Raw genomic sequence first — 22,682 nt, forward strand, 5'->3', positions numbered from 1 at the left:
TCTCCTCCTTTGAGCTACACCCCCATTAGTTTTAGAATACTCTCAGCCATTGCTATGGCTTCTTGACGATTAGCTAAATGCAGCTTTTGGTACAAGTTTCTAATGTGGGTTTTTATTGTCGTTGGAGCCACATCGAGTTCAGTGGCAATTTGTTCGTTGCTGTATCCCGCATAAATGAGGCCTAAGACCTGCCATTCACGTTGTGTTAACGGACTTGTTCGGATGACTTCTGGGACATTCGGTAACGAGATAAGTTTGTCGATAAAGACTTCATCAAAATGTACCGTATTGCTTCGCTCATTTGCTTCCATTTCACGAATAAGATGTTGAACTCTATGTTTATCTAACTCTGATAACATACCTTTATCAAGCAGTTTTTTCAGAAGCAGGCGTAGAGGCTTACCTTCAATCAGGAAATTTGCGACCATGCCAGTGCTATTTGTAAGGGTAACGGCTTGCTGAAGCAGTGTGAGTGCCTGTGTCTCATCCCCTACTAATTTGGCTAGCATGACTTCAATAATGAGATTTCTATTGTGATCTGTCATTAATTTGAGCTTCTCGCACTCATGCTGCATCATGCTAAGCGTTTGACTCGCTTTGTCATAATGGCCAACGAGCATTTGTGCGCGAGCGATATTGCGCCACTGCAATTGTTCGAAGTGGTTAACTGCGCTGTCCGGTTTAGGCGTTAGCGTAAGCCAGTTGGCGATAGCCTCAGTATCTTCAGTTTGTTGCCAGAACATCATTTGTGCTTGGTTAGCGTTGGCTAGCCAATCGATATGGTAGTCTTCTAGGGCTATTAGCTCGCTACATAAATTGATATATCGCTCGGCCTTGTCTCTCTCGCCTCTCAGAAGCGCGATTTTAGCCAGCATAGAGTAAGCATGCAGTCGGCGAGTTTCGTTGTAGTGAGAAAGAACCTGAATTGATTGAATCGCACAATGCTCAGCCTCTTCTAACCGATTCCAGCACCAGTAAATTTGTGCTTGCAAACGCAATAGAAACTCATGCAAAGGCTCGTGGGTGAGCTGGTGATCATCGACGATTTTTTTGCCATTTTCTAGAAGTTCGAATGCCGCTTGTACATACCCTTGCGCGACTAAGATTTCAGCTTGCTGTAATATTGACCACAAGGCTTGCTGGTAAACTTTGTACTGACGCGCCATTTTTTCTGTCTGTTGCATCATTGGTAAAGCGCGATCGAGCTGACCTAAACAGTGGTGCACTTCGCCAATCACTGATGTGGCAACGATACGGCCTCGATACATATCTGATGGTAGTTGCCCCAAAGCTTGTTGAGACAACAAGATGGCCTCTTGCGGTGAGCTTTGGTTAATGGCAACACGACCTCGTAAGGCATTAAATTCCCCCTCCATGGCATCATCGATAGCGATGTTATTGCGCTGGAAATAGGCAAACGACTCATGAAGCATCTCATTTACGTCATTGTATCTATGTTGACTTTGTGCCAACCAACAACGTAACAACACCAGTTTAGGCATAGACAGTAAGGTGTCCGAAGGGAGCGAATCGATGGCGTTTTCTAACTGTGTGAGCTCGCCATGATTGAACATTTGCCAGCCAAATTGAAGCAGAATATCCACCAAAAGCGACTCGTCATTAGAGCCTTTTGCATGATTCAACGCTTGCAGTGGCCGCTGCTGTTTAAGCCATGCCGCCGCCGCTTTGTGGTGCAACAACTGGGTATTGAGTGCGGGGTATCCTGCGCGTTGATGCTCTAGAAACTCAGCAAACATATGATGAAAACGGAACCAGCCAGGCGTGTCTTCTAGCGAGTTTAAAAAAAGGCCACTGCGATTAAGAGACTCGAGTAAGCTTAATGCATCTTCTTGTCCTGTCAGCTCAATGACCAAGTCTGCATTAAATATATCGAGTACTGAGCATTGCAAAACAAAGCGTTTGGTATCCTTATCTAGCTCGTCGAACACTTCTTCAGCTAGGTAGTCCCAAAGGTGGGTACGGTTAAACTCACTCATCGACGCGAAAAAATGGTTTAGTCCTTGTTTTTGTTGTCGTGCATGGAGCGCGATTAATTGCATCGCTGACGGCCAGCCTTCCACCTTCTGGTGTAGCTGTTCGATCTGCTTCGGTTCGATTTCATTTTTCAACCTTTGTTCAAAGAAGCGGACGGTTTCATCGTGATCAAAAGCAAGCTCTTGCACATTGACTTCAATTAGCAGATCTCGAACACGTAAGTTAGCAGTATTAAGTGGCGGAAGGGTTCGACTGGTCAGTATGAGGGTAATGCAGTCGGGCATGTGTTTGAGGAAAAAGCGGATGCCTTCATGTATTTCGTCGTTATGGATTAAATGGTAGTCATCAAGCACAAGGTAAGTGGGTTGTTGATACTCCTGCAGTGAAGAGAATAATTGACTAAACAGTGCAGGCAAGCTAACAAATTGCCGTCTTTCGACGATGGTTTGCATGTTACTGGCTGCATTATCCGTTGCCTTATTTAAAGCTCGTATAAAGTAGTTAGCAAAGTGGAAGGTGTCGTTATCACTGTCATCTAGGTTATACCATCCAGTATGGCTATGTTGCTGAAGCCATTGTGAGGCGAGTGTCGTTTTCCCATAGCCAGCAGGCGAACGAAATAGAACAAGCTTATAAAAACTTGCGTTATCCAGCCATTCCAATAGGCGGGGGCGGAGTATTGCGTTGTGTAACCGAGCCGGATGGGTCAGTTTAGAAGGTATCCACATAATATAACTACTTTTTTTGGGGGTTATTATCCCTAAACATCCCGAGCATACATGCCAAGCATGTGCGCACAATTTCAATACACTGTACGTAAATGTGCTCAAGGAATAAAAAACTCCTCCTAGGAAGTTTGCTCCTTGTCACAAAATGCGCAATTTTGTGCTGTTTTTTGGTTCGCACTGCACCGGTGCATCGGCAGAATATTCCCTCGCTAATATGCAACTCGTGTCTATTTTTGTGTGAGCTTTTAAAGGAAAAGTAGAGGATCATCTACTTTTGGGGCCAATCCCCCCCCCTACGCCCCATCTGCTACTCCCTATTGAGCGATCCCGTAGGAGGATGTTTCTGTCATATTCAAAGGGCAATATAAATACAGTTTTGAAATGTCTAATAGTGAGACGGAACAATGACAACGACCTTTGACAAAAATGCTTTTCAACGTACGGTGAAAAATCATCTGCGTACAACTTATGCAGCAACACCTGAAACCGCGAACAGTCGTCAGTGGTATCTTGCAATGGGTAAAGCCTTGGCTGAAATTAGCACGGGCAACTTGATTGATACGGAAATTCAGTTAAACGAAGAGAAACGTCGTCGTGTTAATTACCTGTCAATGGAGTTCCTGATTGGCCGCTTAACAGGCAATAACTTGATCAGCTTGGGCCTGTATGAAGATGTCACGCTAGCGATGGAAGAGTTAGGGCAAAACCTGACTGATCTGCTAGAAGAGGAACGCGATCCGGCGCTAGGTAATGGTGGTTTGGGGCGTCTAGCAGCATGCTTTATGGATTCGTTAGCGGCGCAAGAGTTTCCAGCAGTAGGTTATGGCCTTCATTATGAGTACGGCTTGTTTAAACAATCATTTGTTGATGGACGTCAGCAAGAAGCACCTGATGCATGGCGTGGTGAAGAAGGTTACCCATGGGAAGTGGTACGCCCTGAGTTATCCCAGCAAGTTGGTTTATACGGCCAAGTAGACGCGTATACCGATGAAAATGGCAACGTACGTCGCCGTTGGGTGCCAGCGTTGACGGTTGAAGGTGTCGCTTGGGATTTACCCATCGTAGGCTATGAAAACAACAGCGTATACCCATTGCGTCTTTGGGAGTGTCGCTCGCCACAGCCTTTTAACTTGGCACGTTTTAACGACGGTGATTACGTTGGTGCACAATTTCCAGCATTAGAGGCAGGGAATCTAACTAAAATTCTTTATCCAAACGATAATCATGATCAAGGCAAAGCATTGCGCTTGATGCAGCAGTACTTTCATTGTGCGTGTTCGGTGGCTGATATTCTACGTCGTCATCTTGCCAGTAACCGTATTGATGAGTTGTCGAAACTGGAAACAATCCAGTTAAACGATACCCACCCAACGATTGCCATTCCTGAATTGATGCGTATTTTGCTTGATGAGCATGGCTTAAGTTGGGAAGAGGCGTGGAAAGTGAGCAGTAAGACGTTTGCTTACACTAACCACACTTTGCTTCCAGAAGCGCTTGAAACTTGGAGTGAAGCACTGATGGGGCAGATGTTGCCACGTCATTTAGAAATTATCTTCGAAATCAACCATCGTCTCATGCAAGTTGTTGAAGACAAGTGGCCGGGTGATGTAGAGAAGAAGCGTAAGCTGTCGATTATTCAAGAAGGTCCGCAGCGTATGGTACGCATGGGTAACTTATGCGTGGTGAGTTCTTATGCCGTGAATGGGGTTGCCGCTCTGCACTCTGATTTGGTGAAGCGTGATTTATTCCCAGAGTTTGATGCGCTTTATCCAGGTCGTCTTCAAAATGTGACGAATGGTATAACACCACGTCGTTGGCTTAAATTCTGTAACCCAGGTTTATCGGCTCTGGTGAGCGAAAAAGTGGGTGATGATTGGCCGCTTAATCTAGACAAACTGTCGGCGTTGACTGATTTTGCTGATGATAAAGCGTTTCAGCGTCGCTTTATGGCCATTAAAAAAGAGAACAAGCAACGTTTGGCTGATTGGGTTGAAGAGAACATGGGGATCTCGCTTGATACCAATGCCATTTTCGATATTCAAATTAAGCGTATGCATGAATATAAGCGTCAACATATGAACCTTCTGCATATTTTGTCGCTCTACCATCGTTTGATTAATGATCCATCGTTTGATATGCACCCACGTGTCTTTTTCTTTGGTTCTAAAGCCGCGCCGGGTTATGCACTGGCAAAAGACTTCATCTTTGCCATCAATAAGGTCGCAGACAAGGTAAATAACGACCCCCGTTTGAAGGACAAATTGAAAGTCGTCTTCTTACCGGACTATCGTGTTAGTTTGGCTGAAATTCTATTCCCAGCGGCCGATGTGTCTGAGCAAATCTCCACTGCAGGTAAAGAGGCGTCTGGTACCGGTAATATGAAGTTTGCGCTAAATGGTGCATTGACTATCGGTACGATGGATGGGGCGAACGTCGAAATCCGTGAAGAAGTTGGCGACGATAATATCTTTATTTTCGGTCTATTGGTTGATGAAGTGATGGCGCTGAAAGCGCAAGGTTATAACCCTTACGATTACTATAATGCGGATAGCTTATTACGTGCATCAATTGATTTGTTAGCTGGTGATGAATTTACGCCAGGGCATGTGGGCCAGTTAAATGCTATTCGTGAAAATTTACTAGGAGGAGGAGACCCGTACTTAGTTTTGGCTGACTTTGCGGATTATGTCAAAGCACATGAACGTATCGATGCCGCCTACCAAGACAAAGATAATTGGGCTCGTATGGCTATCTTGAATACTGCATTGGTCGGCAAATTTAGCTCAGACCGTAGTATTCGCGACTATGTGAATAACATTTGGAAACTCGAAGCCGTGAAGCGCTAGGCAATAAAAATAAAGAAGAAAAAGCGGTCGCAAGGCCGCTTTCGGAGAAAGCGATGAAAGATAACCAAACATTAAAGAAAATCGCGGCATCGGCTGGGATGACAGATAGTTATATTAGTGCCTGGGGAGATGAGGCACATGTGTCTGATGAGACCATCCGTAAACTCCTTGCAGCGCTAGGCTATGATGTTCGCAATGATGAAACCTTGATTGAGTCGTCTAACAAAAAACGACGTAAAGATGTGCTTGGTAAGGTAAGCGTTCTACGTCAGACCGATGATAAACATATTTCACTTTGTTTAGGTGTGAGCGCACGAATTAGTGACTTCAGTTGGCAGTTGACGACTGAACAAGGTGAGCGCATTGAAGGCTACCTGCAAGCTCAAGTTGTTCGCGATGGCCGAAAAGATGATGGCCATTTAGTGTTTGCTTTACCTAAAGATTTACCCCTTGGTTACCACAAGTTATTGGTACATAGAAAGCGTCGCAGAGCACCCTATGAGATGACGCTGATTGTTACGCCGAATGCTTGTTATAAGCAAGAAGCACTAGAAAATGAGCAGAAACTGTGGGGAACCAGTATTCAATTGTACTCTGTTCGTACTCAGCATAACTGGGGGATCGGCGATTTTGGTGATCTAAAACAATTGGTCACCGAAATCGCAGCGCAAGGTGGTGATTTTGTCGGCTTGAACCCGATTCATTCGTTGTTCCCAGCCAACCCCGAAGGGGCGAGCCCGTACAGCCCATCTTCACGCCGTTGGTTGAACTTAATGTATATTGACGTGAGCTCCGTGCCTGAGTTTGCACAAAATTTGGATGCGCAAACGTTGGTTGGCAGTGCCGAATTTCAAACGCGCCTTCGCCAAGTTCGCGACACGGCATGGGTGGATTATTCTGAAGTTTCAGCCTTGAAGATGGCAGTGTTACCTATGCTATTTGATACCTTCACTTCGCGCCACCTTGAGCAAAACACGGCACGTGCTCAAGCGTTTAAGCGCTTTGTGCAAGAAGGGGGCGACAGCCTATTACAACAAGCCGCCTTTGACGCTTTGCATACTGAGCTGAAAGCCAAAGATGATACTGTATGGGGATGGCCTGTATTCCCAGAGCATTACCGTCACTTCAATAATCAGGAAGTGCAGACATACATCAGAAAGAACGACCAAGCCGTGCAGACTTACATGTATCTGCAATGGATTGCTGACACCCAACTAGAAGAAGTGCAGTTGTTAGCGAAAGAGAAAGGTATGGTCATGGGCTTATATCGCGATTTAGCGGTAGGCGTGTGTGACTCGGGTGCTGAAACGTGGGCAGACAATGGGGCGCTATGCCAAGATGTGAGTGTTGGAGCACCGCCAGATATCTTGGGGCCGTTAGGTCAGAATTGGGGGCTACCACCGCTCAACCCTGAGTTTCTTCAAGAGAGTGCATATCGACCGTTTGTTGATCTATTGCGTGCCAATATGCGTAACTGCGGCGCATTGCGTATTGATCATGTTCTTGGCTTGCTGCGTTTATGGTGGATACCTAAGGGTGACTCAGCTAAAGAAGGGGCGTACATGTACTACCCTGTTGAAGATTTAATGGCCATTCTTGCTTTAGAGAGTCATCGCTATCAGTGTACTGTCATTGGTGAAGACTTAGGAACGGTTCCAGATGAGATTGTTGATCAGCTTGCGGATGGCGGGGTTCACTCTTATAAAGTGTTCTTTTTCGAAACGTCGAAAGAGGACGGAGGATTTATTTCTCCAGCTCATTATGCGCCACAGTCGATGGCCACCCTTTGCACACATGATATGCCTACGCTGCGCGGTTTCTGGCATTGCGATGATTTGAAAATGGGCGCGGAACTGGGCCTGTATCCTGATGATGAGCAATTGCAGGGCTTGTTTAACTCTCGAGCGGAAAGTAAGCAAAAAATTCTAGATAGTATTGCTTGGCATGGTTATTTGCCCGAGGGGGTTGGGTCCAATGCACAATATGTTCCAATGGATCGTTATCTTAGTGATGCGATGCAGCTACACTTGGCTGCGGGGTCAAGCGCACTACTGAGTTTGCAGCTTGAAGATTGGTTAGAGATGGATAAGCCGGTGAATATTCCCGGTACCGTTGACGAATATCCAAACTGGCGCCGTAAGCTATCTCACAACTTGGAAGATATTTTTACCAAACCAGAGATTACAGCGCTAACGCGAAAGTTAACTGATGTGCGCAAGCAGGCATCTAACTAAATAAGTGCAAGGTATAACAGCATATTAAAAGCCGGCATTGTGTCGGCTTTTTTATTCGTTCTATCTTCGATCTGTAATGTGAGCTTTAGTACGGATGGTGCATGACGTTGTTGATATTATCTCTAATGCTAATGCTAATGCTAATGCTAATGCTAAAGCACGAAGTTCGGCATCCCGTGTTGGTATCTTTACTTGTTATTATGGAAAAGTGGCAAATGAATATGTCAATGTGCGATGGAGGGTGGTATTTTACATAGTATGTGCCAATGGTCGCATATTGGCATCAATGATTAATGGACTATTAGACGTCATTCAGGATTAGATAGGGTGTTATGCATTACGAATCAGAAATAGCGTTCCCGCCAAAGTTCGAAGGGAATAATTCACACTTACGGCAGTTAGAAGAAGCGGCATTTAATAACCCTTTTGCAGTTATTGGTCCGCTCTATGAGGATAGTCTTGCAGCATTGCGGGTATTTATTCCTGGTGCTGATGGCGTCGTAGTTGAAACCTTAGATGGTTGTCAGTATCCGATGCAGCGTGAGGAAGGAAGTTGCTTTATCGTTACGGATAAAATGGACTTTTCAGCTCGCTTTTATCGTTTACATATTAATTGGCAAGGCGTTATACAAACGATTGTTGATCCATACCAATTTCATGACATTTTACCTTCTGTTGATGCATTATATGCACCACACCTCATGCACACTCAAATGGGTGCCCAGTTAGTTACATTAATTCGTGAAGGACAACCAGTTACCGGTGTTCGATTTTTAACGTATGCACCTAACGCCTCGTCTGTTAGTGTGGTGGGTAACTTTAATGAGTGGGATGGTCGTCGCCATCCGATGCAACGTTTAGATAACGGCTTATGGGGATTGTTTATTCCTGAATTATCTCCAGGTGTTCAGTATAAATATGAGCTAAAAGATCGTGATGGGCAGGGGTTGCCCCATAAACAGGATCCTTGGGGGTATCAGGCGGAACAATACCCGTCTTTTGCGTCGGTTGTATATGATCAGCGCGCGTATGCGTGGCAAGATAAAGCGTGGCAAGATCGCCCAGTAACACACAAGCACAAAGAGGCATTGTCGTTTTACGAGCTGCATGCTGGCTCGTGGCGCCGTGGTGACGATGGTCAATTTCTTTCTTACCGGGAATTGGCATCAACATTAATACCGTACTTGGTTGAGATGGGCTATACCCATGTTGAAATGATGCCTATTTCAGAGCATCCCTTTTACGGTTCATGGGGCTATCAGCCGATTGGCCTTTTCGCACCAACCAGCCGCTATGGCACGCCCGATGACTTTAAGTTTTTTGTTGATCAATGCCACCAAGCTGGAATTGGCGTTGTCTTAGATTGGGTTCCCGCTCATTTTCCTTCCGACGAGCATGGCCTAGCGAACTTTGATGGCACAGCGCTATACCATGATCCTGATCCACGGCGTGGTTGGCATAATGATTGGAATAGTTATATTTATGATTATGGTCGCGATCACGTTCGACGCTTCCTTATCTCAAATGCCTTGTACTGGTTAGAGCATTTTCATATCGATGGTTTACGTGTGGATGCGGTGGCGTCGATGCTCTACCTTGACTACTCGCGTAATGACGGTGAGTGGATCCCTAACCATGATGGTGGCAATGAGAACTATGATGCCATCTCATTGCTGCGCTGGTTTAATGAAGAAGTCTATAAGCATTACCCTAATGCGATGACCATAGCGGAGGAATCTACCGCTTTTCCTGGTGTTACTCAGCCGACCTCTATGAATGGCTTAGGATTTGGGTTTAAGTGGAATATGGGCTGGATGCACGATAGCCTTAGCTATGTGAAGGAAGACCCGATTCACCGTAAATATCATCACAACACCATTACCTTCCCGTTGATTTATTCCTTCAGTGAAAACTATGTTTTATCACTGTCTCATGATGAAGTGGTATACGGTAAAGGTTCCATCATGCACAAAATGCCGGGCGATGAGTGGCAACAAGCTGCCAATGTTCGCGCTTATCTGGGCTATATGTATGGGCAACCCGGTAAAAAGCTTAATTTCATGGGAACTGAAATAGGCCAGACGGCAGAATGGGCTCATGAAGGGCAGTTGGAGTGGCACTGGCTACAATACGATAAGCACTACGGTATGCAGCAACTGGTGAAAGCGCTAAATACGCTGTATTGCAGCGAACCTGCTTTGTATCAGCGTGACCATGATCCAAAAGGGTTTGAGTGGCGTGAGCAAAATGATGCAGAGCACAGTATCTTGGCACATGAACGCTTTGATGATGCCGGAAATCGAGTCTTAGTCATTACTAACTTCACGCCGACCGCTCGCATTGGCTATCAGTTGGGTGTACCTGTTGATAACGGGCAGTATGATTTATTGTTGAATACTGACAGCGCGGAGTTCTGGGGAAGTGATGCAACGGTAAAACCAAGCTTAACGGTGTACGCAGAACAATCGCATAGTCTTGAACAGTCGGTGTACATTGACTTACCGCCATTGGCAACACTGTTTTATAAGTATCGACGCTGATTGTTGCGTTCTAATTCGTGATTGAATAGATGAAAAAACGGCTCGCTGGTATAGCGAGCCGTTTTATTGTTTGTTGTCGTTATGTCAATAAACATACGACATGAACCGTATCAACTTGCGTTATTTTGACCCACTCTTAGCTCGATAACGGTCATTATTTAAATTCAGCTTTACGCATACGATTAAGTACCGCCATTGCTTCAATGGCACGCGGCTTAGCAAGATCACCCCAGGCTGGCATCATACGATACCAGTCGGTATGCAATGCTTTTTCAAAGGCACTTGCAGGGTGTTTTACCCACCCTTTTTGTTGGGCTAGTTGAAACCATAGCCAGCCAATAGTGTTTAGTTGGCTTGCATCGTTCAGTTGCGCGATCGCGCTAACATCTATCCATTCACGGCCAAAACGTAGTGCACTCTTATCTTTAGCTTGAATTCGGAATTTTCCGTCTTCTAATAGCCCTTTTAACATTCCGCTGCTAATTTGACGAGCGCGTGGTTTTTGCAGTGTATCTTCCGTTTCTGTTTGGCGTTGTGTTGGGTGCTGAGCAATAACCTCACGGGCTTTTTCTGTCACATCAACAGGCTGGTAATCATGCATCTGAATAACCGTATCGGCCATGTCAAGGTAGTCGCCTGAACCGCCCATCACCAACAATACTGACGTGTTTAATTGGTCACGCAGTTGTTGAATACGATCAATCAGCGGTGTAATTGGTTCTTGATCTTTAACCACCAGTGCTTGCATACGCTCGTCGCGAATCATGAAGTTGGTGGCTGAGGTATCTTCATCAATTAACAGCGAGGTTGCCCCAGCTTCTAGCGACTCTTGCAACCACGCTGCTTGGCTGGTGGAGCCAGACGCATTTTGCGTGGAAAAGCTATCTGTCGCTTTGCCCATCGGTAAGTGGTTTATATAAGGAGACAGGTCAAGCTGGTGAACACAGCGTCCATCTTCAGCGCGGATTTTCACTGCATTGGCTTCTGTAACGACACGGTGTCGACCATCGTTGGCCACATGATCATAGATCCCTTGTTCTATCGCATTCAGTAATGTTGATTTGCCGTGGAATCCGCCACCTACAATCAATGTAATGCCTTTTCTTATGCCCATGCCAACAATCTCACCGCTGTGTGGCGTTGAGAGTGACACCGCTAAGTTATCAGGGCTAACAAAAGGCTGTGCTTCGTCTAAGGGCAGGTCTACATTACCCGCTAGCCGCGGTAAAATGCTGCCATTGGCAATAAAAGCAGTGAGGTTATGTTGTTCAAGTTGTTCACGCAGTGCGACTTGATCTTCGATAGTTTGGCAATGCGCGGTCATGGCATCAATATCTAGCTCACGTGCCAGTGTTATTTTGCGGATGACTTTCGGCAGCGTAAATGTCATCAGATTTAACGCTTGTTTCGCAATAATCGTTCGTCCATCGGCTGGCAGATCGAGGCGGAAACGTAATTCGATAGCATCATCATCAAACACCACTGAAGTGCGATCTAGCACTGTCTGCCCGGGTTTATCGATACTAATATGGTTATCTTGTTGTACCAAGGCGGCAAACTGACGTGTTAGGTAGTCACGTGCTGCGCGCTGGAAATCACACGAGGTTTCTTTCAACCATGCAAGGTCGGTTAGCGACCAATTGCGGCGCGCACGAACTCGACAAGGCGGGGCATATGGGTCGGCCTGAACAGTATCAATGTGCAGACTAAAATCGACAAACTGATAATCGCCCTTGAGGCTGTTGTAACTGCGATAGTTTTTTCGATCAATTTTTTTTAGTTTATGTTCAAGAACGTCCATAGCTCGTCTCAGTGAGTGCAATTTTGCGCGCATCATACCCTAATATGAATCAACCAGTAAGGGGAGAATGACATCCCCCTCTGTTTGGCTGTGTCTCTTGTCTGCTGTTACTGCCAATGTATCTTAATTTTGTTATTTATAATCTGGAGTTCTGGTTCGGACTTTTTCAATAAGGACTGCTTGAAATCTGCGTCACTTAAGCGATAGATAGGGCGGGTTGATAATAGTTGCTCGACCAAAGTCACCAGTGGCATTAATGGCTGTGAGTTACTGAATATATCAAAAGTATCAGGATTAACATCGACATCATCGAGTTTTAGGTAGTTGAGAAAAACTGCCCCTTCTTCTTTGTCGTAATAGGGTACCGCACTCATGTTGACCTTGATATCAGCCTGTTGATTCGGTAATCCCATGATCTCAACTGACGCCTTCGCCGTGGTTTCTAAATTGACACGGTCTGATGCGATGCGGCCTATACCAACATCGACATTGTCGAAGGTGAGATGAGCAACTGCAATGCCTTCAATGCCAACTGAACGTTCAAAGCCTGTGTTGTCATTGAGATAACGCTGAATATCATTTTCGGTAACAGTGTAGCTGGCACAGCCATTTAAAAAGATAAACAAGCTGGTGGTTAAGAGTAAGCGCAACATAGAGCCTCCGATCATTTCATTCTATCGCTGATAAATGATGTTGTATGAGTTTGAACAAATGGTATTTAGCAACAAGTATTTGCTGATATACAGAGGGTTGCTGACCCAGTTTCAAGACAGTTTTGTAACTGCGACATTATGGCTTGGTTGGCGCGAGTAGGGCTGAGTGGTAAACTCGGCGCATTAGAGTATTTGACAGGTTAGAGCAATATGGCACAAACAGCCCACGCACTTCACATCTTGGTGAAACACAAAGAACAAGCTGAAGACATTATGAAGCAGCTAAAGAAAGGTAAGAAGTTTGCAGACCTTGCACGTAAACACTCCACTTGCCCATCTGGTAAAAAGGGTGGTGATTTAGGGGAGTTCCGCAAAGGCCAGATGGTGCCGCAATTCGATAAAGCGGTCTTCCAAGGTGAAACCATCACACCTCAACTAGTCAAGACCAAGTTTGGGTGGCATATCGTAAAGGTGCTTTGGCGTACCTAATGCGCAATGGCATACAATTTACACTTAAAAGTAGCCATATAAGGCTAATGCCCAATAGTTAAGTCTCTGATCAGTAGCATGATTCTACGATTGGATAAAAAAACGCTCAAGCACCATGCTTGAGCGTTTTTTTTGCTAGCTCAATGGTTTATGTAACAAAGCCATAAACTATCCTGAGTATGCATTCACTCATTGTTCCTTCGTTATTTTTAGTTGCTCTACACAAACATTTATTCATGAAATCACGTTTTTTAAGACCCTAGCGACCCATTTGAGTTCTGCTGCACGAGTTATCAATGTGAGATTGGTTTGTGATGCAACTACGAACCATACCTTTACTGTGATCGACATACAACTTTCTAACAATTATTATTGATGCAACATGGATTGTAGGACAATCTATATTTTTGTACTTCAATATCCTTACGTTCACCTCAATACTATGTTGTTAGTAAAGGAGTTACTTTCATGAACAAGTTTCATATAAAAGAGATCCCTCTTCCGTATTTTATGTTTTTTCTGGCAATCAGTAGCAGTGCCGCTTTGTTAGGAAAACTACCCAGTGGGCTAGTTGGGGGCCTAGCGATAATGATGTCGCTGGGTTACCTATTCGAACACTTAGGAGACCGTACACCAGTTGTAAAGGACTATTTAGGAGGGGGGCCTATCGTATGTATGTTTTTAAGCGCTGCCTTGGTGTATTGGGGCATTATGCCTGACACCACTAAAGTCGTAATTGATGGCTTTATGAAAGGCGGAGGCTTTTTAACGTTTTACATTGCATCGTTGGTCGTTGGGTCGATCTTAGGAATTGACTCAAAATTACTCATTAAAGCCGGTGTACGTTTCGCCGTTCCCGTTATCATGGGTTTACTATTTGCGGTATTGCTATGCGGATTCGTCGCAATGATTATTGGTTATGGTGCGGGTAATGGCGTGGCCTTTATAACTTATCCAATTATGGGAGGCGGCCTAGGTGCCGGTGCTTTACCCATTGCTGAAATTTTTAATAAAGCGATTTCAATGGAAACAGATGAAATCTTGTCCTTGCTGATCCCGGCAATGGCTTTAGGTAACGTCGCCTCGATTGTTGCGGGTGGAATGCTATACCGTTTAGGGAATAAGCATCCATCCCTGACGGGCAACGGTCAGCTTATGGTATCTCAGCAGATTGATGACGTTAAAAGTGATGATCGAGAGCTTAGTTTAAAAGCATTGGCTATTGGGATATTTACGGCTTGCTCATTGTTACTCGTCGGGCGCTTACTTAACTTGATCGTTCCGGGTGTTCACTATTACGCTTTAATGATCATTACTGTTGCAATTCTTAAAGTGGGTAACTTCTTCCCTAAATTAATCGAAGATGCTTGTGCTACTTGGTTTTCGTTCATGGCCAAATACCTAACAACGCCTCTGCTCGTTGGCGTTGGTGTTACTTATACCGACTTAGGAATGGTCATTAACGCTTTAACACTTGAAAACGTATTGTTAGTTATCTCGGTTATCGTAGGTGCGATTGTTGGCGCTGGTCTTGGCGGTCGATTGGTCGGTTTCTACTTTATCGAATCATCACTCTGTGCGGGTTTATGTATGGCAAATATGGGTGGCACTGGTGATATCGCGGTATTGTCGGCAGCACGCCGTATGGAGCTTATTCCTTTCGCGCAAATATCATCTCGAATTGGTGGCGCGATGATCCTAGTGATTGTTGGCTTGACGGTTCCCTTCCTGTTTTAGCGTATTTGTAGGGGGCGATGCTCCCTGCCTATGAGGAGTTCGGCATGCAGCCACTTTTTCTTCGAACTTTAAATACTCAGCAAGACTTCTATGATGCCGCCGCATTACTTGAAAGTGAAGCGTTATTGCCGATAGAAAATCCAGATATCGCCGTTGGCTTTTTTGATGGAGCAAAGATGGTAGCTGTTGGTCATCGTCGAAGAGAGTTGTTATTGGGTATCTGTATCGCGAAGGCATACCGAGGTCAGCAATTACTCGGAGGCTTGATAACGGAATTACTTAAGTCTGCTATTAATGCTGGCTACGATCAAATGTTCTTGTTCAGTAAGCCTGAAAATCGTCAGTTTGAACGGTTGGGTTTTAGTTGTGTTGCAAATAGTGGCCAAGCTTCGATGTTTGAATATGGTTGGCCTGATATTGACTCTTGGCTTGATGGTTTGCAGCAGAAATTGCCCTTGAATGGTAAAAGCTTAGCAGCCCTAAGAATACGAACAATTGACTTTTGCCCTGCGCTTTTTAGTGTCATTGAGCAGGCTTCATCTGTTTGTGAGCAATTAATATTGTGGGCTGAGGGAGAGACAGATATTGGTCAATTTCAACAACTGGAGAAAGCTTGTGCTGATCTGCCTAACTGTCAGTTAATTGCACCTTCAGCATATGTACTCAGCGCCGATTTTTTTCCAGATTACTTCTGCGGCCGAGACAATCACGCTTTAGTACAGAGCCAGCTTGCTGCTGCTATTTTTTGTGAGCGCATTGTACTGGGTCTGAATATTAAAAAAGTGTTTGTTATAGAAGGGAAAGTTGGCGAGTCGATGCAGGAGTACCAACGTGCTTTATCCAGCTACTCAGTACCACTTCAGCCTATATCAGCTAAGCCTCAGTCTGTAGAGGTTCTGCATGGAAAGGAGTAAGAGTATGGAAGAATTAAGCACAACTCAGCTTTTAGTCACTACTAAGTTTAATGCTCAGGCGTGGCATATAGCGAGTTTGCTTCATCAAGGCGTATTGCACGAAGTTGCGTGTAGTAGCAAACCTGGTTTGGTTTGCCCAGAGAGTCAAGGTGCCCACAATGATATGAATTTTCATAGCTTTATCTCAGGATCTACAGCGATGCTGCCGGCATTTTACCAAGCGGCACAAATCGGGCAGCAAGCTCAAATATGTGACCGCAACCTGTTCGAAGCTTTAAGGCAATACGGTTCGATTTGGGAACAGAAATTGATGCTTGCAACAAGAGGAGTAAATACTCACCGAGGCATGCTATTTGTTGGAAGCCTCGCCGCTGCTGCGGCTGCTCAAAAATCAGCCAAAACCGGGAAGATTTATGCCCTCGATATTGCAGAAGGTATTTCGGAGATGACTCTCGGGCTCTGTGAACGCGAATTACAAAACAATGCTGAACCTCGCAGCTACGGTGAGCGTTTATTTAAACAGCATGGTGTTAAGGGGATCCGTGGTGAAGTGGAGGGGGGGTTACCTTCGGTCATATATTATGCCCTCCCAGCTTTACAGGTCGGATTAATGCAAAGTGGAAACCTTGAGCGTAGTTTGCAACACACTTTACTGAGCCTAATGGCAGAAGTTGAAGATACAACGGTACTTCACCGAGGCGGAATTGAAGGTTTACGTTGGCTGCAACAGCAAGCTCGGTATGTCTTATCACAAGGCTCGGTTTTTAGTTCAAGTGGATTGGCAAGTTATCAATTATTGATACAGCAATGTTTAGCGCGTCGTCTTAGTCCTGGCGGCTGCGCAGATCTACTTGCTTTGAGTAGTGCTATTTATCTTATGGAGCATCAGGCTTGGCCTGAAGGCGTTATATAAAGGAATTCAAAATGAAATTAGTGCAATCAACAATGGTTGGCTCCTTAGAGTCAAACGATTGTTTCGTTTCGGTTTACCCAGCAAAAAATCAGATTGATATTGAGGTCGATAGTATTGTACTTGCACAATTTGGTGAGGCGATCAAAGCGACAGTACATAGTGTCTGTGCTGAATTTGGTGTGAGCGCTGCCAGAATAAAAATACAAGATAAAGGTGCGTTAGACTGCGTAATAAGGGCGCGAGTTGAAGCGGCAATTATTCGGGCTGGAGGTGATCATGTTTAAGCGTAAAACCGTGTTATTTGTGCCTGGCAATACACCGGCAATGCTGATCAGTGCACCAGTACTTGGTGCAGACTCCGTTATTTTCGACCTTGAAGATGCGGTTAGTCAAAGCGAGAAAGATGCAGCCAGAATTTTGGTTCGCGAAGCCTATCGAACACTGAAATGTGCAGGTTTGGAGCGTATAGTCCGCATCAATGGCCTTGATACACCTTTTTGGGAAGACGATATTAGGGCTGTGGTTTCAGCTGGGGTCGACACAGTGCTGTTACCTAAGTGCGATAGTTGCCACGTGGTTGAACAAGTCAGCGAAGTGCTTCTTGGAGAAGAGCGGCGTTTAGGATTAGAGTTACATTCAACACAAATACTACCCATTATTGAAAGTGCACTTGCCGTTGAAAATGCTTTTCAGATAGCGTGCAGTGACACGAGGGTGACAGGTTTACTGTTAGGGGCTGAAGATTTAGCGGCAGATTTAATGGCTAAACGCAGTTTAAGTGGTGAGGAGATTGCTTATGCACGTGGTCGTGTAGTGAATGCAGCAAGAGCGGCCAGTATTGATGCTATCGATACACCTTTTACTGTTATCGATGATTTGGACAACTTACGGCAGGACGCTGAGCTGGCAAAACAGATGGGTTTTACGGGTAAAGCCCTAATCTCACCGTTACATACTCGAGTTGTCAATCAGGTCTTCGCCCCCTCAGAGCAAGAGCTAGATTGGGCAAAGCGTATCATTATCGCAATGAAACAAGCTGAGAGTGATAAGAAAGGCGCGTTTTCTGTTGATGGAGCCATGGTTGATGGTCCCATTGTGAAGCGTGCTCTACGTATATTAAATAGCGTTGAAAGTGCAGAAAGGACCTCACAATGCATGAAAAATTAATTTCCTCCCTTCGTGAAGCCATTATAGCTAGCCGCTTGGAAGATGGTATGACGATTTCGTTTCACCATCACCTACGTAATGGCGATTATGTAGTTGAGCTAGTGATGAAAGAGATTGCGGCTTTAGGGATAAAAGACTTAAAAGTAGCTTTAAGCTCTGTGTTTAGTGCCCATCGTGTATTAGTTGAGATGGCTCAGCAAGGTGTGGTGACAGGAATCGATACTAACTATATCAGCGGCCCAATGGCGCAAGCGGTATCACAAGGAGTGCTGAAGAAGCCAGTGATGTTCCGTACACATGGTGGACGTCCCCGTGCAATAGAGTCGGGTGAATTAGCCATAGACGTTGCATTTATTGCCGCACCAACGGTTGATGTTCATGGTAATGCATCGGGGTCTCAGGGACCTTCTGCTTGTGGCTCTTTAGGGTACCCACAAGCAGACGCCGAACATGCTAAATACGTGGTGGCAATAACGGATAACCTACTTGATCACGCTTTAGAGCATATATCGCTGTCACATACTAACATTGATTGTGTGGTCAACGTTGATCGTATTGGTGATCCAGCCGGTATTGTGTCTGGAACCACACAAGTTACTCGAGACCCTGTTGGGTTGGTAATTGCTGAATATGCGGCAAAAAGTATTGAAGCCGTTGGGTTGCTTAAAGATGGGTTCAATTTTCAAACAGGGGCCGGAGGTGCCTCGTTAGCTGCAGCGAGTTTTGTTCGAGAGCGCATGCAACAGCTTCAGGTGCAAGGGGGCTATTTACTTGGTGGTATAACAGGCTACTTTGTCGAGATGTTGGAAGAAGGGCTATTTCAAGATATTTATGATGTTCAATGTTTTGATTTAGCGGCAGTAAACTCGTTGGCTAGGAATAATCGCCATCATGAAATTACGGCCTCCCAATATGCTAACCCACAACGTAAGTCTTGTTTTACTGCAGGGTTAAGCGCAGTTCTGTTAGGGGCAACTGAGATTGATGCCGATTTTAATGTCAATGTCCATACCGATTCGAACGGCATTCTCATTGGGGGATCTGGAGGTCACAGTGACGCTGCCGCAGGTGCGGACTTAACGATTATTGTCGCACCATTGTTACGCGCTCGTTTACCTATCGTTGTCGATAAGGTGTCGGTGATTAGTACACCAGGGCACACTGTTGATCTGCTGATTACAGAGTATGGAATTACTCCGAACCCACGCCGTCCGGAGCTGGCAATGATGTGCCGTGATGCAGGTCTGCCAGTATTTACGATGCAGGAATTACGCAGAAAAGCCGTGATGATTGCAGGAGAGCCTGCACTACGCAAACAGGGTCAGCAGCATATTGCTACGGTCGAGTACCGTGATGGTTCTATCCTTGATCAGATTTACTGCTAGATTAAAGCCGGTAAACATAGGTTTACCGGCATCTTTGGAGGATGAATGAATCAAGAAAAAACAATTGTCTCAGCTATTTTAGACGCCAGAGAACAGCGTTGGAATAAACGTTTAGCCTTAGCTAAACGTTATAACTCCTGTGTCATTTGTTTAGTGCTAAATATTCCGGGCACGAATAAAAACCCACCGCAAAGCCAATCTGCACTACTACGTTTATCCCAGCAGTTTGAAGCTAAACTAGATAATGAAAATATTGAGGTAACGGCTAAAGTAGAGGCGGATTCAGCTGACGGGCGCTACATTATGTGGGTAGTTTCATCGCCCAGCGCAAAGTTGAAACGGTTGACTGTTGAGATTGAACAGCAGGACCCCTTAGGGCGTCTGGCGGATTTTGATTTGGTAAACAGTAAAGGTATTACCGTTGGTCGAAGTGAGCTTAGTTTACCACCCAGATATTGCATGTTGTGTGAGCAAGTGGCAGCAGTGTGCGTTCGCAACCGTAATCATAGTTTTGATGAGGTTTGGGACGTAATAACGAATAACTTAAATCAGGTTGCTATCTAATCCCATCGCGATATATTAGTTGCTAAAAAGTGACTGTTAAAAAAGGGGTTAGGGTGGTTGCAGAACAAAAATCGACTCGCTTACAGGCGTTGGTAGCCGATTTGGAATTGCGAATATTTTCTGGGGAGTTTGAACCAGGTGAGCACCTCAAAGAAGTTCGCTTTACTCAAGAACTTGGACATAGTAGAGGATTGATACGGGAAGCATTTAAGTTACTTGAGCAGGCGGGTGTGGTGCAAGTTGTGCCTCATAAGGGGGTATTTGTGCGTGACTACAGCCTTACCGAAACTCTTGAGATGTTTGATTTAAGGGCGCATTTAGCACTAATGGCGGTTAAGCAGGCGGCATTAAATGTAAGCCCCAAAATTGCTCAGGAGTTAAAGCGAAAAAATCAGGAAATGATTGAATCTTTTAATAACGACCGTCCTGGCGATGCTATGCAGCAAAACTGGGATTTCCACCGAGCTATTTACTCATTATGTGATAATTCTTTGTTAGTCGCATTATTGGATGACCTAAATAAAAAACAAACCCTTAGTTGTTTACGTAGTTTTAAGGTAAGTACTTCTGTAAATGACTCGACCGATGAACACTGCCAAATTATCGATTATTTAGTTGGTGGTGATTGTGAGCGAGCTGCCAAAGCAATGCACGATCATATTTTACAAGGTAAACATCGTTTTATGAGCTTGATTAAGTGACCTAAGATAGACCGAATTCAAAGAGCAGCTAACGGACGATTTGTTAGCAACAGTGGTTACAGGTGGGCTTTGTTTCCCATCTTTTATTCGACTCGTATCGCTGTTGTATGCCGCCGCCAAACTTCGAGAATGACTAAGCTCTTATAATGCCACTCTAGTTTACGGTGAAATCAGCGGCGTGGTCTGTTTATCTAGATGGCTTATTCTGACTGAATGAAAAACGGTCCAAATCAAGGACCGTTCGTATAAGCAAAGCTCGCTATCCAGTTTGCTCCAAACACTGTAAGTGATAGGAGTTACCTAGGCAAGGCTGCCTTTTTATAACTTTAGTGACAAAGACGTCTCGTGAGATTCACTTTTGCCGTATCAAATTAGCTTAGATAGTCACGATGGCATACAAAATACCAATTAAACCAAATAGTGCTAATCCTGCGATACCTCGCTCAGACATACGCCCATTGTTTTCTGCTGCTTTGCCAAACATGCCAAAGACAAGAGGGTGGACTAAGAACGTCATTGCGAATGTGAACGTGATCAAGCTTGCAGCCGTTGCGCCAAACATCCCTTCTTGTACTGCAGCATATAAACCGAAATGCGACAGACCAGAAGAAGCAGACATAGATGCATGCTCCAATGACATGCCAGCAAGGGCTAGGAGCGTAAAGCTACCAAATACAGCGACAATCTGCCAGCCAAGCGAAAATTGCATTAAGCCTTTAATTTCGGTTGCTTCGCAGCCGTTTGCTTTGCGCAGGTTTTTCAGTGCAAGCACGACACACGCTATGCCCGCAGCAATTAGAGGCAGGGTCCATTCAACCATTAGCTGACCTTTCTCAGCACTAGCCGCAAGAATGGTAAAGACAAAGATATGACCCGCGAAAGGAATATTGATCATGATTGGTGCACGAGACGCGGCTTTCGCGCCGAAATCACCTGCAGTACATGCACCGGTTAAACCTGAGTGCGATAGACCGCCAGCCATACCTGGAGCAAGATTCTGGAGAGAGTTAGCTTTTCCTACGAAGGCTAACAGGCATAGACCACCGAACATCCAAAACACTTGGCCTGCAAAACCGTAAACGATAACATTTTGTAGACCTGGGATGGAAAAGGCTTCAATCATATGCGAACCGCCCACTAAGAAACTACCAGACAGCACCAGAGGGATACCAGCAAACAATAGGGCATTCATCGTTGGACCTAGTTTCCACTTAGGTAGAAGCATGCCTAGACTAGACGAGAGAACCATGGCGAAGAAGATTTGCGGTAGACCAATAATTGAAGCGACTGCACTTGACATCTTCAAGGATAGATTTAGTACAAGGATGATGGTTAATGCCTCAACCACGCCTTTACGTACATAAAGCGCTTTGTTTGATGCTTGAGCGCGTCGGTCAATCAAAATAAAGGACAGCGCTAAACTAATGTAAGCAAATAGTGGGAATGACTCTCCCAAAAGTGCGCCATTAACTCGCCCTGAAACCATGACATCGACCGCTTGAATACCCACAAGGAGCAAAAAACCGCGAATGATAAAGATTAATTGAGTGCTGCTTGTTCCCATCACCAACTCTTTGGTGGAAGGGGTAAAGAAGTTATCGTCTTGAAGCGACTGCTTGGAGAGTAATCGTTTTATTTCTTGGCCGCCAACAAAGAAAGAAGCAATAAGTGCGATAACAGTTGTTTGGCTTATTAATACAACAACGGGAAATTCACTGAGGCCAGGTGTTGTCATATTACTTTCTACAAAAAGTGCACCTAACGATAAACCAAATACGACAATGACGAGTAGAGATGAGTATTTTGTGCCCGCAACAATAGTACGTGCTACCAAAACCATAACTGTTAATACGACTAATGCTATAAACAAATGGTTAATAGCATATAGGTGAAAGACTTGCTCCATTATAACTCCAAATATAATATTATTTCTTACTTACACAGTTAGGTAACTCTGCGGTGAATGTCTATTCTGGCAAATGAAACTGAAAGTAAGTGATGTAAACTAGTGGTAA

At 44.9% G+C, this 22,682-nt stretch carries 16 protein-coding genes; 12 read left to right on the top strand and 4 right to left on the bottom strand.

Going from position 1 to position 22,682, the window contains the following annotated elements:
• Nucleotides 1–14: 14 nt before the first annotated feature.
• Nucleotides 15–2,723: an HTH-type transcriptional regulator MalT gene (malT, locus tag ACKLNH_RS08185; RefSeq protein WP_413111770.1), complete on the bottom strand. Its 2,709-nt coding sequence runs from the start codon at nt 2,721–2,723 to the stop codon at nt 15–17.
• A 404-nt stretch (nt 2,724–3,127) separates the two neighbouring features.
• Between malT and ACKLNH_RS08190 the strand changes: the two genes are divergently transcribed.
• From ACKLNH_RS08190 to glgB, 3 genes are all read left to right on the top strand, one after another.
• Nucleotides 3,128–5,569: a glycogen/starch/alpha-glucan phosphorylase gene (locus ACKLNH_RS08190; RefSeq protein WP_413111771.1), complete on the top strand. Its 2,442-nt coding sequence runs from the start codon at nt 3,128–3,130 to the stop codon at nt 5,567–5,569.
• Between the two features lie 53 nt (nt 5,570–5,622).
• A complete protein-coding gene (gene malQ / locus ACKLNH_RS08195; protein ID WP_413111904.1) occupies nt 5,623–7,803 on the top strand; it encodes a 4-alpha-glucanotransferase in 2,181 nt (726 codons plus the stop codon).
• Nucleotides 7,804–8,135: 332 nt separating this feature from the next.
• Nucleotides 8,136–10,343 carry a 1,4-alpha-glucan branching protein GlgB gene (gene glgB / locus ACKLNH_RS08200; RefSeq protein WP_413111772.1) on the top strand — a complete coding sequence of 736 codons (2,208 nt, stop codon included), beginning with the start codon at nt 8,136–8,138 and terminating at the stop codon, nt 10,341–10,343.
• Nucleotides 10,344–10,497: 154 nt separating this feature from the next.
• Here the strand turns inward: glgB and ACKLNH_RS08205 are convergent, their stop codons facing one another.
• Nucleotides 10,498–12,144: a P-loop domain-containing protein gene (locus ACKLNH_RS08205; protein WP_413111773.1), complete on the bottom strand. Its 1,647-nt coding sequence runs from the start codon at nt 12,142–12,144 to the stop codon at nt 10,498–10,500.
• 107 nt (nt 12,145–12,251) lie between these two features.
• Nucleotides 12,252–12,797: a YceB family lipoprotein gene (locus ACKLNH_RS08210; protein WP_413111774.1), complete on the bottom strand. Its 546-nt coding sequence runs from the start codon at nt 12,795–12,797 to the stop codon at nt 12,252–12,254.
• A gap of 210 nt (nt 12,798–13,007) precedes the next feature.
• Between ACKLNH_RS08210 and ACKLNH_RS08215 the strand changes: the two genes are divergently transcribed.
• The 9 genes from ACKLNH_RS08215 to ACKLNH_RS08255 all read left to right on the top strand — a co-directional run bounded on the left by ACKLNH_RS08215 (nt 13,008) and on the right by ACKLNH_RS08255 (nt 20,667).
• Nucleotides 13,008–13,286, top strand: coding sequence for a peptidylprolyl isomerase (locus ACKLNH_RS08215; RefSeq protein ID WP_413111775.1), 279 nt, complete (start codon nt 13,008–13,010; stop codon nt 13,284–13,286).
• A 468-nt stretch (nt 13,287–13,754) separates the two neighbouring features.
• Entirely contained in the window at nt 13,755–15,023 is a 1,269-nt protein-coding gene (locus tag ACKLNH_RS08220) for a 2-hydroxycarboxylate transporter family protein (RefSeq protein ID WP_413111776.1), read from the top strand.
• A gap of 44 nt (nt 15,024–15,067) precedes the next feature.
• Nucleotides 15,068–15,937 carry a nucleotidyl transferase family protein gene (locus ACKLNH_RS08225; RefSeq protein WP_413111777.1) on the top strand — a complete coding sequence of 290 codons (870 nt, stop codon included), beginning with the start codon at nt 15,068–15,070 and terminating at the stop codon, nt 15,935–15,937.
• A gap of 4 nt (nt 15,938–15,941) precedes the next feature.
• Nucleotides 15,942–16,850, top strand: coding sequence for a triphosphoribosyl-dephospho-CoA synthase (locus tag ACKLNH_RS08230; protein ID WP_413111778.1), 909 nt, complete (start codon nt 15,942–15,944; stop codon nt 16,848–16,850).
• An 11-nt stretch (nt 16,851–16,861) separates the two neighbouring features.
• Nucleotides 16,862–17,134: a citrate lyase acyl carrier protein gene (citD, locus tag ACKLNH_RS08235; RefSeq protein WP_413111779.1), complete on the top strand. Its 273-nt coding sequence runs from the start codon at nt 16,862–16,864 to the stop codon at nt 17,132–17,134.
• A complete protein-coding gene (locus ACKLNH_RS08240; protein WP_413111780.1) occupies nt 17,127–18,017 on the top strand; it encodes an HpcH/HpaI aldolase/citrate lyase family protein in 891 nt (296 codons plus the stop codon). The genes citD and ACKLNH_RS08240 overlap by 8 nt, the downstream gene beginning before the upstream one ends.
• The gene (citF, locus tag ACKLNH_RS08245) at nt 18,002–19,402 is read left to right on the top strand and encodes a citrate lyase subunit alpha (RefSeq protein WP_413111781.1); all 1,401 of its coding nucleotides are present in this window, start codon (nt 18,002–18,004) and stop codon (nt 19,400–19,402) included. The genes ACKLNH_RS08240 and citF overlap by 16 nt, the downstream gene beginning before the upstream one ends.
• Nucleotides 19,403–19,447: 45 nt before the next feature.
• Entirely contained in the window at nt 19,448–19,966 is a 519-nt protein-coding gene (gene citX / locus ACKLNH_RS08250; protein ID WP_413111782.1) for a citrate lyase holo-[acyl-carrier protein] synthase, read from the top strand.
• Nucleotides 19,967–20,019: 53 nt separating this feature from the next.
• Complete coding sequence (locus ACKLNH_RS08255; protein WP_413111783.1) at nt 20,020–20,667, top strand: GntR family transcriptional regulator; 648 nt, start codon at nt 20,020–20,022, stop codon at nt 20,665–20,667.
• A 376-nt stretch (nt 20,668–21,043) separates the two neighbouring features.
• Here ACKLNH_RS08255 and ACKLNH_RS08260 read toward each other — a convergent pair whose 3' ends face one another.
• Nucleotides 21,044–22,573 (bottom strand): hypothetical protein, encoded by a 1,530-nt coding sequence (locus ACKLNH_RS08260; protein WP_413111784.1) that lies wholly within the window; start codon nt 22,571–22,573, stop codon nt 21,044–21,046.
• Between the last annotated feature and the right edge of the window lie 109 nt (nt 22,574–22,682).

The sequence above is a fragment of the Thaumasiovibrio clandestinus genome, assembly GCF_047250365.1.
Lineage (GTDB): Bacteria > Pseudomonadota > Gammaproteobacteria > Enterobacterales > Vibrionaceae > Thaumasiovibrio.